We start from the raw sequence: 15,308 nt of genomic DNA on the forward strand, positions 1-15,308 counted from the left end.
CGATCGTAGCGATCGCCACCGCCTGGTGTGCGTACCGCGGCCGTACACGGTGACGCTGAGCAGTGATTGCGATACGCACCGCGGTGCCGTGGTATTGCGCTATTCCCTCCCGACCCTCATAATTTCATATGTTCATAGTCGATAGAATTATTACGACGTGTCGCTGACCGAGAGACGAGGGATCATCAATGCCGAAATGCCAGAACTGCGGTGCGTTCGTGACGGACGCTTATGCGAGAGTGTTTACCCCTCGGAACGTCGACAATCCGCGCGTCTGTCCGGAGTGTACGGACAAGATACGTGACGGTGCAGAGATTCGTCGGGCACGATCGCCCCGGAATAATTGAATCACGTTTCCGAGAGCGTCCCCGGAATCGCCCCCTCTACTCCCTCCCCCGGAACAACTATCGGAAATATCCGGAGGATCCTGTCGACGAACCGCACCGAGACTCTGTAGTCTCGAGGTCGACGAGAAAGCGAATGTACCGTGATTCCCCGACTCGTCAAATATTCGCCCGTTCGTCGGATGAAACCCACGTGACTTATAGGAGTTGCGTCCCTGATATGGTACAATGGCTACAACGGAGACGGACGCGGATGCTGAGGCGGGGGCACACGTCACTCGGCTGTTCGGCGGCCCCGGCAGCGGGAAGACGACGGCACTCCTCGATCACGTCGAAGAGATCCTCGAGGCAGACGACGTGACGTTTCGTGACATCCTCGTCGTCTCCTACACGCGAGCGGCCGCCCAGGAGATTCGAGAACGGCTGGCCGAGCGCCTCGACGAGAGTCCACGCGCCCTCCAGGGCAACGTCTGTACGATGCACGCCAAGGCGTACAACCTGCTCGACCTCTCTCGTGGTGACGTCATCGGCGAGAAGGACAAAGAGGAGTTCTGCGAGGACTACGGACTCGAGTACGAGGACGAGTACAGCGGCGCCGGACGGCGTACCGCACGGTCGACGACCATCGGGAACAAGATCATTGCGACGAGTCAGTGGCTCCAGCGCACCCGTCGGGAGGTCGCCGACTGGTACGACGTGCCGTTCCAGTGGGACGTCGAGGAGGTTCGACTCCCGCCCGAAATCGACCCGAACGCCCAGGAGGGGAACAAGTACACGCCGACGTGGCCCTCCGACGACGACCGGATCGACGTCCCCGAGGCGATCCGCGCCTGGCGCAACTACAAGGGACAGGAAGGCAAGATCGGGTTCGCGGACATGCTCGAGCGGGTGAAACAGCGCTCGCTCGTCCCGAACGTCGACTACCTGATCATCGACGAGTTCCAGGACATCACGACCTTGCAGTACGACGTCTACGAGGAGTGGAAACCCCACGTCGAGCGCGTCCTGATCGCCGGTGACGACGACCAGGTCGTCTACTCCTGGCAGGGAGCCGACCCCGCGCTCTTGCTCGAGGAGGAGGTCGACGAGGACGTCATCCTCCCGAACTCCTACCGGCTACCGTCGAACGTGCTCAACGCGGTCAACCAGGAGATTCGCCACATCGAGGTTCGCCAGGACAAGGACCTCAACCCACGCAAGGAGGGTGGCCTCGTCGAGGCCTACCAGAACCGGTCGATGCTCGATCTGGTGCGGATGGTCCGCCAGACGCTGGTCGAGGACGACGGGACGATCATGCTGCTCTTCCGAGCGCGCTACCAGATGTTCCAGTTCATCGACGAGTTCATCACCGAGGGGATCCCCTTTACCGCGCTGACCGACCAGCGCATGTGGACCGATCGACTGACCCAGTACGTCCGCGCCATCGAGGCCATCGACGCGGACGAAGACGTCACGGGCCTGCAGGCCCGGCGTCTCGCCGACATGCTCATGGACTCGGCGTTCGGCACCAATGAGCGCGACGCCCTCTTCGACGAGATCGACGAGCGTCAGGAAGAGGCGGGCATCGACAACCTCGAGGAACTCATGATCCCGGTCGACGTGATCAGAGACTACGCCCCGTTCCTCCCCGATCCGGCCTCGGCCTCGGACATGGTTCGGAAGGTGACGAACTTCCAGAAGAAGTCGATCAAGGCCTACTTCGCCATCGGCACCTACCAGGGGATGGCCACCGATCAGGTCCGCGTCGGCACGATCCACTCAGCGAAAGGGCGCGAGGCCGACCACGTCTTCGTCGGCACCGACCTCACCGAGAAAGTGGTCGAGCAGATGGTTGCCACGGTCGACGACCCCGAGGACGTCCCCGGCGTCGAGGAGTTCACCAAGACCAGTTCGCCCGTGCCCGTCCTGACGGACAACGAGCGCCGCGTCTTCTACGTCGGCATGTCCCGCGCCCGGGAACGCCTCGTCCTCCTCGAGAACCTCGTCGACGGTGCACCGACGCTCTCGATCGACGTCCTGCTCAACAATCGCCAAACTGGGGCCGACCTCGAGGAACTCGTCGAGCAGGCCCAGCTGTCAGAGGCGGAGCGACTCGACGGCGAAAGTGAGGTCGACGCAGACGCCGAAGCCGACGTCGACGTCGACGAAGCCGAAGTCGAAGCGCCGTGACCGAACGGGCATCACACCCGACGGCAACCGACGAGGCGATACGAACGCGGGTGAGAGACACTATTCGAACGCGCCTCGAGGACGAATCGGCGAGGGCGTTCGTTCATTGCGGTCCGGTTCGCGATCCGTTGATCCGGTACTGTCTACTTGCCGGCATCAACGGCGCTCGGGAATCGGACGCGAACTCGAATGCGAGCACGCTCGCGACCGCGAACGGGAGGGCGAAGCATGCCGATTCGACGCCAACAGCGAACGCGCTGACAACGAACGCGCCGACCGCCACCGGAACGACAGTCGCGATCGCTGTCGACCGCGAGCACGAGCCCGAACGCGAGCACTGGTACCTCGAGACGGCGACCCGAAAACAGCGGGCGAACGGAGCGACCCACCCCGCGGAAGCCGTGGCGAAGGCGATTTCGGAGACACACGGAGACGGCGAGAGTGGCGAACGCGTCCTAACACCGGCCACGATACTACACGACGCCGCCTGCTACCTCGAACGGGCCGGATTCATCCTCGCCTCGAGCGACGTCCTGTCGACGCTTCGAACGACCAAAGACAACTTCGAACTGGCGGCGCTCGAGCGCGCCCAGACGGCCGCTCGCGACGGCCTCGAGCGAGCGAGGTCGATGCTGGCGACGGCGACGGTCGTGAGGGGTGATGGTGATTCCGAGGCGAAATGCGACGGCCTGCGAACGCGAACGCGAACGGAAACGGGAACGAAAACGGAAACAGGAACACACTCGCTCGAGCTCAGGGCCGAAGTCGAGGTCGAGGGTGAAGGCGAGGATAGGGTCGAAGGAGAAGGTAGAAGCGAGAGTGAAAGTAACCCCCTCACACCAGCCGACATCTCTAGCGCCGTCGACCAGGCCGTTCTCGACGCCGGATGCCGACCGGTGTCGACGACCGTGACGGGCGACGATCGGCTAGCGGCCGACCGACCGATCGAAATCGATGCCCTGGTTCGGACGCCGTCGGGCTACCACGGCCGCCTCGTTCGAACCCTCGTCGTCGATCCAGACGGCGGAGCCGAACGGCGAGCACACGTCGCGCTCACCCACGCCTTCCGGTCGGTTCGGACGATGGCCAGCGCCAGCGAGCACACGGTCTCAGCCCTCGAGGCCGACCTCGAGGCGGAAATTCGCGCGTTCGGGTTCGGCGAGTCGGACGCGATCGACGTTCAGGTGACGGGGATCGGACTCGAGCCTCGAGAGCGGCCGATCGGCAGCGGTGAGTCAGTCGCCGTCGGGACCACGATCTGTGTCGATGCGGCGGTGGGGACGGACGCCGGACGCGTTCGCCTCGCGGACGTTCTGGTTCGAACCGAAGACGACGCACAGTGGCTCTCGCCGGCCTCGTGGTCGATGCGGCCCTCGAACGAGTAGTGGTTTCGTGGTGGTTGTGGCTCGTGGTAGTGGGTCGACATCCGACACTCATGAACCGTGAGTCGGCACCCCTGATTCGGCAGGGATGAATCGAGAACCGTGAACAGCAAATCGTGAACCGTGACTCTCCTGAGACTGAGCGCTGGCTACGGCCACAGGACGGGGGTCACTCCGGCCGAAAGAGCCGATAGGATCCCTGTCCGGTCGCGACTTCTCGCGTCTCCCCGTCCGGCGTCGTGCTCGCGACGGTCACCTCGCTCACGCCGACGCTGCTTCCCGCTCTGACGATCTCCGCCGTCGCCTCGAGGTCGCCGGTCGCCGGCCGGAGGTAGTTCACGTTGAGATTGATGGTCGCCGAACCCGCCTCGAGGGGTTTCTCGAAGGTGGTGTGAAAGACGAGGCCACCGACGGTGTCGACGAGCGTCGCGGCGACGCCGCCGTGGATGTCCGGACGGCGATCGCTTCCGTCGGCCCGCGACGGGCGCGTGTTCGTCAGCTTCTCGTCGTAGGGGATGGCCATGGTCATCCGCCCCTCGGCGACGTCCTCGACCGTCGTTCCTAGCCACGAGAGGAACTCGTGGTTCTCGTCGATGTATCCCTGTAGAACGGCGGCGATGTCGTCGTAGGACGCGGTCATACCCTCGAGTGGGAAAGCCAGCGATTTGGTTCCTGCGTTTGTGCGTTCGTCCGGTCGGGTTCGTTTCTATGCGTTCTCCGTCTATCGAGAGTGCAGTCTACTCGCACGCCCTCCACAGGTGCCACCCTCTCGAGGAGCGACCGCGCTGTCACGCTCTATCCGGGGTTTTCCGTCGGATTCTCTCTCCAATGCACAAAAACACGAACTATCAATAGGACTCAGTGTAGCCCTCTACGTAATGCGAATCGTTTCCAAACTGGTCTCCAGGATCGGCGGTCGGCGGACAATCCTGTATCTCGGCGGTTTCTACGTGGTGGCCGCCGCCGGATTTCCGCTGACGTACGCCTTCGAGCTACGATTGCTCGACGACGTGATCACCATCTCGATTCTGTCAGGATTGGCCGGATTGACCCTTCTCTACGGCGGGTACCAGTTACCGAGCACCGATATCAGGCCCGACGCGTACGAGAGCGTGGCCAAATGGTGTCTTCGCGCGATCGGGATGATACTCGCTATCTTGCTGTTCATCCACGTCGTTTCGGGTCTCAGCGACGTCGTCGCGAACCTCCTCATCCTCACGTCGCTCGCCGCGACAGCCGGTCTCGGGATGGGATACCACGATGGACGGGCGAAGACCCGAACGCTGGACGCGCGGGAACGCCGACGCGAAGCCGAACGCTACAGCCAGGAACTCGAGCGCTACAAGACGATCGTCGAGACCGTCAACGACGGCATCTTCGTCGTCGACGACGACGGGTACTTCCTGCTGGTCAACGACACCTACGCCGAGATGGTCGGGTACTCGCGCGACGAACTCGTTGGGTCGCACTCCTCGATGCTCATAGAGGACTCGGACGCGGACCCGGAGGTCCTGATGGAACGGGCGAAGCGGGACGTCGAGGACGAATCGGACGACCGACTCTCCTACGAGATGGCGCTCGAGACTGCCTCCGGCGAGACGGTCGACGTCGAGTGGACGATTTCACCGCTTCCGGGCGAGAACGGCGACCGGGACCTCGCCGGCGTCGTCCGCGACGTCACCGAACGGAACCGCCGGAAACGACAACTCGAGAAACAGAACGAACGCCTCGAGAGCTTCGCGGGGATGGTCGCTCACGAGCTTCGCAACCCCGTCTCGATCGGACAGATCTACAGCCGCGAGCTTTCGGCAGACGAGAATCCGGAGGCACACGCCTACGTCACCGAGGCCTTCGACCGTATTGAAGACATCATCGAGATCATGCTCGTGCTCACCCAGGGACGAAGCGTCCACGCCGAGCGCACGCCCATGGAACTCGCGGCGGTCGCCCACGAGGCCTGGGACGAAATCGATGGCGGTGAGGCGACCATCGACATTGCGACCGACCGGACGGCGGTAATCGACGAGACGTACGTCCAGCACCTCTTTCGCAACCTCTTCGAAAACGCCATCGAACACGGCGGTAGCGACGTCACGATTACGGTCGGCAATCTCCCGACCGGGTTTTACGTCGCCGACGACGGGGTCGGCATCACCGAAAGCGAGCGCGAGGAAATCTTCAAGACGGGGTACACGACGGCCGGCGACCACGGTGGGATGGGCCTCGGGCTCACGTTCGTCCAGGAACTGGTCGACGCCTACGGCTGGAAGTGTTCAGTGACCGACAGCGAATCCGGCGGCGCTCGATTCGAGTTCGAGAACGTCACTGAGGTCGAGCCCGTCACCAACTGAGTGTCTCCCGCCCGCTGCGACACACTCGCGCTCGCCCACGCTCTCGACTACGAACAGCGTGCACGACCCTCGAATGGCTGTGACTCGGTTCCGGATCAGGCGGGCGCGTCGACCACGCTGGCGTCCGCATCGAGTCGGTGTAGCGCGACAGCGGACGTACTCGAGCGTCGAGGGTCCATGAGGGCGAGATGCCAGGTTTCTTTCCGGTCGCCTGCGGCGGGTGGACTCGTCGCAGATGGTGGTAATGGTAGACTCGTCGAAGAGCGAGACGATGAGCAGGACGAGATCAGTCGGTCCAGGAACGGTCTACTCGGCTAAAGAAGCAGCGCGGGGCTAACAATGATGTGGTAGCTGATCCGCAGTGAGGGCGACGTTGGCAACGACAAACCCCCTCCCCGCGCTGATAGATAGTTATCCTCGAGCGTCGTAATCGTATCGGCCGAGTTGGGCCATCTTCACACCCGCTCGAGCCCCCGATAGTGTGGCGATACCGCCGTCCAAAGGACGTTGATGGGGCGGTGGTCCCTCGCCGATCGGCTACCCATCGTCGAGTCCGTGCTCTGGTATATAAGCGACTCGGCGTTGTTCACTGGATTCGAATCGGGCGGCGAAGGGATGGGCGCTACAGGATTTGGAACCACGGGAAGAGAACCTGCAACAAAGTTGCAGAACCTCTTCCATAACTCGCGCTTCGCGCTGCTCAGCGCTCACCCGTGACAACTTCCCAGTTCCGGGGTGCTCGGCACTCCGTGCCTGCGCGCCCGGGCTCCTGACGCGGTGGGCCAAGCAGGCCCCCGACCCCACGTGGAAGCGCCAGTCGGCCACCGCGGCGTGGTTCGGCGGGGGTGGCTCGAGGCACCGTGGTCTTCCTCACAGAGACTATGACCACGACACTCGACCCGATCGACCCAGACGAAGCGTACGACATGTACCTCACCGACCGCGAGCCCGACGTCACCACCAGCACGCTCTACGCCCACCGCTCACGACTCGGCCACTTCCTTCGGTGGTGTGACGAAACTGGTATCGAGACGATCGCCGACCTGACCGGTCGCGATCTCCACGCCTATCGGCTGTGGCGGCGTGACGACGGTGACCTCAACCGCGTGAGCGAGAAAACGCAGATGGATACCCTTCGGGTGTTCATCCGCTGGTGTGAACAGCTCGGCTTCGCGCCGACCGACCTGCACCTTGCCGTCCAGAGCCCGACGCTCGAACCGGAGGACAACGTCCGCACGCAGATGCTCGACGCCGAGCGCGCCGAGGCAATCCTCGAGTACCTCGAGCGCTACGAGCACGCCTCCTTCGATCACGTTGTCCTTACCCTCTTCTGGCACTGTGGACTCCGTATCGGTGCCCTGCATACGCTCGACGTCGAGGACTACGATCCAACGAGCCGCTCGCTCGAGGTTCATCACCGGCCCGAGAGCGAGACTCCCCTGAAGAACAAGGGCGGTGGTGAGCGCCATATCGCCCTCGCTGACGACACCTGTGCGATCCTCGACGACTGGCTGGCCGATCGTCGACCAGCGGTGACCGACGCCTTCGATCGTGAGCCGCTGTGCGCCTCGCCACACGGTCGCAGTCACAAGACCAACCTTCGGAAGGTGGTATACATGTGGACGCGTCCCTGCGTCGTCACCGGAGACTGTCCCCATGGGCGGACGATCGACGACTGTGACGCCGCTGGCTCGACGAAACCCTACGCGTGTCCGTCATCAGTGTCGCCGCACGCGATCCGGCGTGGCGCGATCACCCACTGGCTGAAATCGGAGTGGCCCGATCACGCCGTGAGCGATCGGGCGAACGTCTCGCGAGAAGTGCTCGAGGTTCACTACGACCAGCGCTCGGAATCGGAGAAGATGGAACAGCGACGCCAGTATCTGGATACCATCTAATCCCTTCCGGCTCTGTTGAAACCCTTGATAGGTGATATGATTCGAGAGACGTGCTGCATACAGAGCGCGAATGTTGCACGGGATGAGGAAGGACCAACGCGGAAGACCGAACGCTCAGTACAGGCGGGGTACTCCCTGTCCAGCCAAGACTACGCATCTCTCACAGGAGTACCTACAGCCCCTCTTTTAGTTATCCAAATAACTATTTCCGGGCGGGTCTAAATAATTCAACAAATGAGACGACGACGGTATCTCCTTGGATTGCTCACGGCACCAGCTGCTGGCGTAGCGGGGTGTCTTTCACGTGATTCAAGTCCGGATGACGGAACTGAATTGGCCCCCGAGGATGACCGAGACGTCGACACGGTTGCCACGGAGACGTTCGACGACGATTTCACCCCAATCTGTGCCGACGGTGAATCTCTCGAATCGGATCTTGAGGGATTATACGCGGAACTCGTGACCGATCACGAGTTTTTCAGAGACACAGAGAGCGGTCGATACGGCGTTCGTGGTCGAATTGCGGCGAGGGAAGATGGGAGTTTCCCGGAGGTCCAAGCAGAATTTTCCGACGAGTCCCATGCAAAGGATACAGGATTCAGCGTTGCTGAGGACGAGACGTATTTGTTCACGGTGGTGACTTCTGAAGGCGAGCCCAACGCGATAGATGGGTATTCGCTCACCGTCGAAGAAGGCGGGGTTGACGATATCGGGACTGTCCCTGAGGAGTACGCAACGATTGATGGGGAGTGGGGCCAGATTGGAACGTACGCTGACGTTTCGGTGTATGGATACGCTGGGACAGTTACCAATGATCACACGAAGGATGTCAGGCTATACCCACACCTGAAGGCGTACCTCGATGAGACGACAGTGGCATACGCTGGCAAAAGTACTGAATTTTTTGACGATCTCGCTCCGGGAGACACGCAAACAGTCTACTTCCCCTATCCACGATGCGATCCCGCGAAAATTGACCACGTTGAGGGATGGCTCGAGTGGTCGACGATGAATAACCCGTAGCTCGCTTCGCGGAAGAAACGAAGAATCTCTCTTGAAGCCAGCAACTCCAATCAGTCTCTCGCAATAGTGTTGATCACTGGCCATAATTCAAAGCCAGATATAATTGGGTGACACAACCAGTAAGCAGATCTACGGAACAGCTGGTTCATTGGACTCAGTGTGAAACAAACGAAGCCATCGTGCTGTACTCATCCTCTGTATCTCGCACACCGATTCTGACAGCAGCTCGATAGTCCGTAGAGTCCCTGCGAGATACAAGGCGCGTATCTCACACGAGCACCACGGTTGAAGGGTATAGTTCCCTCACACTCAGAAGGTGGGCCCCACTGCGAATCAGCGTCGGGGAAAGGTGTTAATGCCTGCCACGCCGACGTTCGATACATGGGACGCGACTTGGACGACGTTGACCGGAGTATCCTCTACCTGTTACAGCGGGACGCTCGGGGCACGACAGCCGAAGCAATGGGCGACAAGGTGGGCGTCTCGGCCAGTACCATCCGCAATCGTATCGACCAACTCGAAGATGACGGTATTATCAAAGGCTATCACCCGGAGATAGATTACGAAGCGGCCAATCTCCCTTTGCAAATCACGTTCGTTATCTCCGTGCTGCCAACTGAACTACAAAACTACTCGGAGCAAATTCGACAGATTCAGGGTGTTATCGACGTTCGTGAAATGCTAACTGGCCGACGGAACGTCCACGTCGATGTGGTCGGGACGAATTCGAGGGATGTTACCCGAATCACCGACGCCATCCACGAGATCGGCGTACAAATCGAGTCGTCAGAGATGATGAGGCAGCGGTACGTCCAACCGTTCAACCACTTCTTCCTGCAAAGTGCAGAGAAGGACGCGCGCGACAAGACACCAGACGAAGAAGACGAGTCTGCAACTGAATGAGCGGTGTTGATTTCCGTATTCCACAGTTTTTCAGCCGCATATCGTGTAATCAGCAACAGCCAATCCGGAAATACGCAATAAATTCTGGCGAATCTGTGTTATCTCGAATATGCACATCTATTGTTACAAAACGGTTATACCGCTACTCGCTCTATCGGCTACCAAAAATGTAACCACCGGAGTCCGACGGCCCCTCACCCCTCACAGTGGACGCCTCACCAAAACAATGAACGACAACACCTTCAACGCACTCGCACACGAACAGCGCCGAACACTCTTGCTTGACCTTCTCGAATCGAATCCGCAGGATGCAGGGATTGAATCACTCACAGGAGAATCAGTACTGACTGACGCCGAACAACGTTTGCAGACCGGGATGTATCACGTCCACTTGCCCAAACTCGAAGACTACGGCTACATCGAGTGGAACGAAGAGACAAATGAAATCATCAAGGGGCCACAGTTCGATGAGATTCGGTCGTTGCTCAAATTTATCGCGTCCGAAGGTGTAGAGTGACGACGAAGAGGCCGCCTTCGCCGCCACATTAAGCGTAGTCGCACAATCAGACTTACACATGAGTCCGTCGTCACCCACTTCTTCAAACAATGTATTGAGCAATGCCGTAATTGAGGCTGTTGCCAAGGAAATGGATGTTCACCCCACTGAACTGCCCGAGAAACTGCACGACGTAATCGACCCCGACTCATTAGATTCGCTATTCGCCAGCAGGAACCCGACAGGCGGAACTGTGACGTTCACTTACTGCGGCTACGAAGTCACCGTCACCGCAGACGGCGACGTGAGCCTTGAAGAATAACGGTTCACTCCGGCGCTACAACGTCCTCGCAGGAAAGGAACTCGACCCACACGCCCCCGGTGCCGTCGTTTCTCGTATAGACGAAGATGAAAACTAAGCCACCGAGTTCTGCTGAGTACACCCCCTATATTCAGCAGGCGAATCCAATAAGATACTAAGGATTTCAACAGAGCTTCCCTTCCCTATCTTTCTCGACTCCTTTCTCACAACTCCACAGTGACTTCCCTATTCATGTTGTCGAAGAAGCAACTCTTCACGACGAGAGAGCCATCTTCTCTATGAAATATTCCGATGGTAACAATTGTGTTTGGACTATGTGTAATGGTGCTGTAGTATGAGATTGCATGGCACGAAAAACAGCAAGCGGTGAGATCGGGGAAGAATCGTTCGACACAGTACCCACGGGGCGCCGAATCGCGGTGATGAAACTTGTTCCAGCCGTCGTGCTGGGCGTGCTCATCGGTGGCCTCGTGGCCCTTTCGTTGTCGAATATCGGCGGTGCGGCGGCCGGGTTCGTCGTGGCTACGTTGCTGTCGGCATACTATCTCTACCGAAAGCCCCTCCCGAGTGCTGTGTTCGGGACGGGACTGTATCTGACCGCCGGCCTACTGGTCTTGGCGCCGATCCTCTTCTACGTCCCGACGATCCTCGCCCCCGATAGCAGCTCTGGGGCGGAAGAGGCTGGTGCGTTCGTCGGCAGTATCCTCGGTCTGTTTCTCTGGGGGTTCGTCTTCTTCCTCATCGCCCTCGTGGTGTTCACGCTGGGCTACTTCAGTAACCGACGCGCTAAGAAGAAACTCAGTGCTCGAGCGAGCGCCTCACAGGAGAGCTATGATCCGTAGAGTCTTCCTCGGCGTCCTCGGCTCGCTCGTCGCCACTGCGGGCACGAGCGCCTCAGCAGCCGCACAGGAGGACACGAGCGCGGTCGTCGGCGAGTTGATCGAAGGAGACCCGTTACACCTCCTCGTCGAAGGAGCGCGGCTGACGGACTCGCTCGACGAGTTCACGGAGGCCGAGGCAGGGTCCGAGTTCCTCGTCGTCCGGATCGCCTACAAGAACACCAGCGACGAGTTCCATACGGTGAGCGGCCTGCTGAGCACACGCATTCGCGACGATGAGTCCTACACCTACGACCAGAGTTTCTACGGGACGGCCGAGGCCCTCAATGACGGCCAGATCGCGCCGGGCGAGGTCGAACGCGGGGATCTCGTCTACGAGGTGCCCGAGGATGCGTCGGGATTCGTCCTCGAGTTCGACTTCGATATCGGTCTGTTCGGCGATCTCGAGCGGGCGGTGATCGATCTCGAAACCACGAGTGACGAGCCGGCGACGCTCGAGCAGGAGCTCGCGATCGACGTCCACGGGGTCGGTGACACCGTCGAGCACGAGGGGACGGCCGTCACCGTCAACGAGACAACCACGGAGACACAGCTTGACGAGTTCACGGAGGCCGCAGCCGACCACGAGTACGTCATCGTCGACCTCACGGTCGCAAACGCCACAGGCGAGGAACAGCTCGTCTCGACGCTGTTGCAGATGCAACTCAAGGATGGCGAGGGACTGAGTTACGACGAGGATCTGGGCGCGACGTCGTCCCTTGAGCGCGCCTTCGAGGAGGGGGCGCCGATCGCGGATGGAGACGAGCGCCGAGGCCAGCTCGCTTACGAGGCCGAGGCGGAGCGCGAGCCACTGTACTGGGTGTTCGAGTTCTCGCTGTTCGCCGAGGGGGACAAGACGTTCTGGCAACTCCGTTAATAGAATTGCCTTCGTATTTTCTTTCCACCATGTCGAGTAATGTATAGCGCTAATTGACACATCACGTGTAGTTTTCTTCTGTAGGTTACACCTGCGCGATCCACCTGCAAATCACATCAGAGAATGCGCCGCCCTCGGGGGGTTTAAAGAGGTTTAGCGAACGAGTTATACATTCCGAGCAATATACTCAAATAGAGAAATGTAGACTAAACTCTCGCTCGCGTGACATCTCATTGGTACGGGTCTCTCACGCGAGCTTGAAGTGATGAGTTCGAGGAACTCAGAGGAGTTCCCCATGGTCAGTTAGCCCCGGCTCTACTTAGCCTTGCGGGCTCCTGCGACCAAACGGCGTCTCTGGGTTTCTCTTGACGGCAGTGACGCGCCGTAGAGATAGGTCATCGACACAGCTGGAGATGTACGCTCGGAAATTCACCGCGGTAGAACACCCCGCACCCTCGAACACGAACGGTAGCAAGTTCCTGCTTTCACGGCCGGAATTGTTGGATATTCAGGATAAACTGGTTTTCTGGAGGCGGTTCGCGTGGTAACGAACGCGGACCGTAGCAGGAGGTCGCCCTCTAAGCCGGCTTACGCGGTCATAGGCTGCTCTGAGTGCTCACAGCTGTGGATTGTCTACCAGCTCCGGGAAAAAGACACCATCTTGTGTCCTCGATGCGAGAAGGAATTTCCTGCCCGAAAGCGTCGAATACTGTCCGAGCACGATCGATTCGAAGCCGCGCGTAAATCACGGACTCGAAGACTGGCCGAGCGAGCAAATGCGCCAGTGCCGGAGTTCAAACCTGTTGCTGACGAACTCCTCTTCGCGGAGGTTTTCGCAGAGGAAGTTGATGATCGGCCGTTCTACGCTGACGTGTTCGCTGAGGAGGTTGACCTCCAGATTCCGGAAGCAGATGCGTTTGAAGCGCTGGTTGATGATCGGCCGTTCTACGCTGACGCGTTCGCTGAGGCGGTTGATGATCAGCTGTCTTCCGTCAATGAACACGACGTCGACGAGAGTTCCTCGCGCCCGTCCAAAAGAACTGGGCGAGTTCCGTATCTGGACCTCTCTGATGCAGAGGTGCCGTGGAAGGGCGATCAACGAGCGATGAAGAAAACGCTACTGCTCAAAACCGCAGTACTGCACCCAGATCGGGCAGCTAAGGGGATCCCGTTTTCAGTACTGCTGGATGAGGTATTCGGCGATGAATGGGAGACTGGTGATCGAAACTATCACCTGTTGCACGACTTCATCGCTCAATACCCGGAATATCTCGAAAAGTCGAAGCTCTCTGGCGATTTCGTATGGGTCCGCCCGGCTGAGAAAGGGGTCACCTTGATACGTAGCATAGACGAGTTAGGAAACGGAGACGGCGGCGGGGTAGCCACGACAAGTCGGGATAGTGCAAGTAGCGCTCTCCCAAGGGAGCGAGTCGAGAGAGTGTTACGGTCAACCCGTCGGATTCAGACAGATCCTCAACGGGCGCTGTTGCTGAGACAACTGGCTGAACACGGGGAAACGATGATCGATGAAAAAGGGGAGCCGAAGACGATCGAACCTCACGGAAAGCCAGTGGAGGCAGTATGTAGATTTACCGATTCGGGAGAGGCAAACCGGACGCGTGCAGTGTATGAGTGCGCCGCTGACGTATTAGAAGAATTCTACGACTACGCAACGTGGGTAACGTATACGACCCCGCGAGAGTGTATCTCGTCAGTGTATGATTCAGTACGAGTTATAAGAGAGACGCTAACCCGTCTCCATCGGGATCGTTTCACCTATGATGCCCAGTCGCGCCCCCGACCGGGGTACACCCCAGACTATGTGTGCGTGCTCGAGCCACACCGTGATCTGGTGGCTCATCTCCACGTCGTCTATGGAGGTGAACAACAAGTGATGAAGCCTGCAGACCTACAGGCTGACTGGCATGAGTTGCTGAATGCACCGGCTGGGAAACCTGCTCAAGTGGCTGTTCGATCGCTCTCCTTAGAACCGTCAGGGTGGTGGGTAACTGATTCTGAGGATCATGAGACAGACATCCGTGACTACCACCGGTCGGAGCTCCGAAATCTCGCACGGTTAGCGTCGATGACCCCGCAGGAGATTTATGGACTTGCGGATGACCTCGAGAACGGAACTCGAGTATCGGAAGGCCGTGACCTCGCTGGTTTGGCCTTACCCTTTGCTACAGATACGCGATTCACGTCAGCATCGAAAACGCTCACACAGGGATGATTTACGATGGCACGGTTTGGTACCGTCTCCTGTTAGTTACTAACGCGAAGAGCAAAGAATAGCGTAGAACGCGTTGGCTGGAGAACGTCAGTAGCAAGTAGTCCGGCTGACTGAACAAATCGACCCCCTACGCAAAACGACGGGGGTGGTATCATGAACACGGGTGGGCTGGCCGCCGGACAAGTCTATCTCTCTTCCCAACTGGAGTATATGAACCTTTCAGGGACGAAATCTCGTTCCTTACAACCAGTAGTTCGTGAACTATCGGGGATGACTACGTCATCCCCGGCAATCGAATCATGAAGGACGTATAGGTTGTATATCACCCATCTGCGCTCAGGTACGGACTCCGATTTCGCGAATCGGCCGGTTCCTGTTTCTCCCCGCAAGTGAATTGGATGTCCAACATTATTTCTTTCACTGATCGAAGGG

The 15,308-nt window shown here is 59.3% G+C and carries 13 protein-coding genes and 1 pseudogene; 13 read left to right on the forward strand and 1 reads right to left on the reverse strand.

The window, feature by feature from the left end; translation table 11 throughout:
* Positions 1-188: 188 nt before the first annotated feature.
* The 3 genes from J1N60_RS20695 (at position 189) to J1N60_RS16965 (ending at position 3,898) form a co-directional block, all read left to right on the forward strand.
* Positions 189-347, forward strand: a complete 159-nt coding sequence (locus tag J1N60_RS20695) for a DUF7563 family protein (RefSeq protein ID WP_425499167.1) — start codon at positions 189-191, stop codon at positions 345-347.
* Between the two features lie 225 nt (positions 348-572).
* Entirely contained in the window at positions 573-2,513 is a 1,941-nt protein-coding gene (locus tag J1N60_RS16960; RefSeq protein ID WP_312909131.1) for a UvrD-helicase domain-containing protein, read from the forward strand.
* A complete protein-coding gene (locus J1N60_RS16965; RefSeq protein WP_312909132.1) occupies positions 2,510-3,898 on the forward strand; it encodes a M24 family metallopeptidase in 1,389 nt (462 codons plus the stop codon). The genes J1N60_RS16960 and J1N60_RS16965 overlap by 4 nt, the downstream gene beginning before the upstream one ends.
* Before the next feature lie 166 nt (positions 3,899-4,064).
* Here J1N60_RS16965 and J1N60_RS16970 read toward each other — a convergent pair whose 3' ends face one another.
* Positions 4,065-4,535 (reverse strand): PaaI family thioesterase, encoded by a 471-nt coding sequence (locus J1N60_RS16970; RefSeq protein WP_312909133.1) that lies wholly within the window; start codon positions 4,533-4,535, stop codon positions 4,065-4,067.
* Positions 4,536-4,773: 238 nt separating this feature from the next.
* On the opposite strand from J1N60_RS16970, the gene J1N60_RS16975 reads away from it, so the two are divergent.
* The 10 genes and pseudogenes from J1N60_RS16975 to J1N60_RS17015 all read left to right on the forward strand — a co-directional run bounded on the left by J1N60_RS16975 (position 4,774) and on the right by J1N60_RS17015 (position 14,876).
* Complete coding sequence (locus J1N60_RS16975; protein WP_312909134.1) at positions 4,774-6,246, forward strand: PAS domain S-box protein; 1,473 nt, start codon at positions 4,774-4,776, stop codon at positions 6,244-6,246.
* 881 nt (positions 6,247-7,127) lie between these two features.
* Positions 7,128-8,144 (forward strand): tyrosine-type recombinase/integrase, encoded by a 1,017-nt coding sequence (locus J1N60_RS16980; RefSeq protein ID WP_312909135.1) that lies wholly within the window; start codon positions 7,128-7,130, stop codon positions 8,142-8,144.
* A 234-nt stretch (positions 8,145-8,378) separates the two neighbouring features.
* Positions 8,379-9,167 (forward strand): hypothetical protein, encoded by a 789-nt coding sequence (locus tag J1N60_RS16985; protein WP_312909136.1) that lies wholly within the window; start codon positions 8,379-8,381, stop codon positions 9,165-9,167.
* Positions 9,168-9,548: 381 nt separating this feature from the next.
* The gene (locus J1N60_RS16990; RefSeq protein WP_312909137.1) at positions 9,549-10,070 is read left to right on the forward strand and encodes an Lrp/AsnC family transcriptional regulator; all 522 of its coding nucleotides are present in this window, start codon (positions 9,549-9,551) and stop codon (positions 10,068-10,070) included.
* A gap of 226 nt (positions 10,071-10,296) precedes the next feature.
* Positions 10,297-10,587 carry a DUF7344 domain-containing protein gene (locus tag J1N60_RS16995; RefSeq protein ID WP_312909138.1) on the forward strand — a complete coding sequence of 97 codons (291 nt, stop codon included), beginning with the start codon at positions 10,297-10,299 and terminating at the stop codon, positions 10,585-10,587.
* Between the two features lie 58 nt (positions 10,588-10,645).
* On the forward strand, positions 10,646-10,888 hold the full coding sequence (gene ddfA, locus J1N60_RS17000; RefSeq protein WP_312909139.1) for a DdfA family disk-determining factor: 243 nt from the start codon (positions 10,646-10,648) through the stop codon (positions 10,886-10,888).
* Between the two features lie 344 nt (positions 10,889-11,232).
* Entirely contained in the window at positions 11,233-11,730 is a 498-nt protein-coding gene (locus J1N60_RS17005) for a hypothetical protein (RefSeq protein WP_312909140.1), read from the forward strand.
* A complete protein-coding gene (locus tag J1N60_RS17010; RefSeq protein ID WP_312909141.1) occupies positions 11,720-12,643 on the forward strand; it encodes a DUF4352 domain-containing protein in 924 nt (307 codons plus the stop codon). Before J1N60_RS17005 ends, J1N60_RS17010 begins: the two co-directional genes overlap by 11 nt.
* Before the next feature lie 541 nt (positions 12,644-13,184).
* Positions 13,185-13,349 (forward strand): annotated as a pseudogene (locus J1N60_RS20700) (DUF5817 domain-containing protein); the annotation flags it as partial.
* A gap of 78 nt (positions 13,350-13,427) precedes the next feature.
* Positions 13,428-14,876, forward strand: coding sequence for a hypothetical protein (locus tag J1N60_RS17015; protein WP_312909142.1), 1,449 nt, complete (start codon positions 13,428-13,430; stop codon positions 14,874-14,876).
* Positions 14,877-15,308 lie beyond the last annotated feature (432 nt).

The organism is Natronosalvus caseinilyticus, from assembly GCF_017357105.1.
Lineage (GTDB): Archaea > Halobacteriota > Halobacteria > Halobacteriales > Natrialbaceae > Natronosalvus > Natronosalvus caseinilyticus.